This window comes from Proteus hauseri (assembly GCF_040139125.1).
In the GTDB taxonomy this organism is placed as follows: Bacteria; Pseudomonadota; Gammaproteobacteria; order Enterobacterales; family Enterobacteriaceae; genus Proteus; species Proteus hauseri_B.
In genome coordinates, this window is the sequence record NZ_JBEEUB010000033.1 from 1 (window position 1) to 981 (window position 981).

At 32.0% G+C, this 981-nt stretch carries 1 protein-coding gene and 1 pseudogene; both read right to left on the minus strand.

Translation table 11 applies throughout. The features are described 5' to 3' along the window. The coding region (locus ABN099_RS18995; RefSeq protein ID WP_349465934.1) for a hypothetical protein at window positions 1-403 on the minus strand (403 nt) is incomplete at its 3' end. 14 nt (window positions 404-417) lie between these two features. Next, window positions 418-981 (minus strand): annotated as a pseudogene (locus ABN099_RS19000) (hypothetical protein); the annotation flags it as partial.

The window sequence follows — 981 nt, forward strand, 5'->3', positions numbered from 1 at the left end:
GGTATCTAGCTATTAGTTTCTCGATGAGCCTATCAGGTGTTGGATGTGACGCCGGATCATTTTTTGCGCAATAGAAATAAAATAACGCTTTTTCTAAACAAGGGATACTTAGCTGGCGAGCATTTTTATTTAAAAAATCAAATGCGTAACTCCATTCAAATTCGGATAATAATAATCTATTTAGACAGAGAGACTTCAAGAAATCATCGTTTATATTTTTATCAATCAATATTTTTTTATAATAAAAAAATGCCTTTTTATTATCTAAAGAAGTTAACTCAGACAAATAGTCAAATAGGTCATTTGCTGGATCATTAAATGACCTTGGGTCTACATAACCATAGGTTAAATAATTATTTATCCCTTTGGCTATCTTTTCAATTTTTTGCTTTTCATTATTCATAATTACCCTCTCCCTTATTTAAAAGCCCCAGCTTCGACCGTTGATAAACGTTTCGAGCCATCTGGCAGGATGGTCCATGTACCATAAACTCGAACATTTCCTTTTGAGCCATTAATAACAATAGATGTTCTTCTATTTGTAGCAGTTACATCATTAGCAGATTTTAGTAATTCATTAATAATCATTGAATTATTTAAAGGTGTATCTGGTATACCTGCATTATTTAACACCTTATTCATATCTCTTGATTTTTCAACATTATGTATTTTACTTTCTAGTATTCGTAATTTATCAAAATTATTAGGATCTTTAGCAAAAATTTTTTGATTTTGCACTTGCAGATCTTTAAGTGCATTATAATCTGCTTTTAATGTTGTTAAATCACCAGATGCTTTGCCTCTTAAATATAATTCAATCTTATCTACAGGTATAGCAGCATCGCCTTTAACCGCAGTTATATGCTCCCGACCATGAGCATCTGGTAACGAGTGAATTGAAAAATTACTGGATAACCTCTGTTGACTCACTAGAGTTTCTATTTTTCTCGCAGCGACTGAACCTATTAACGGCGTCATTGA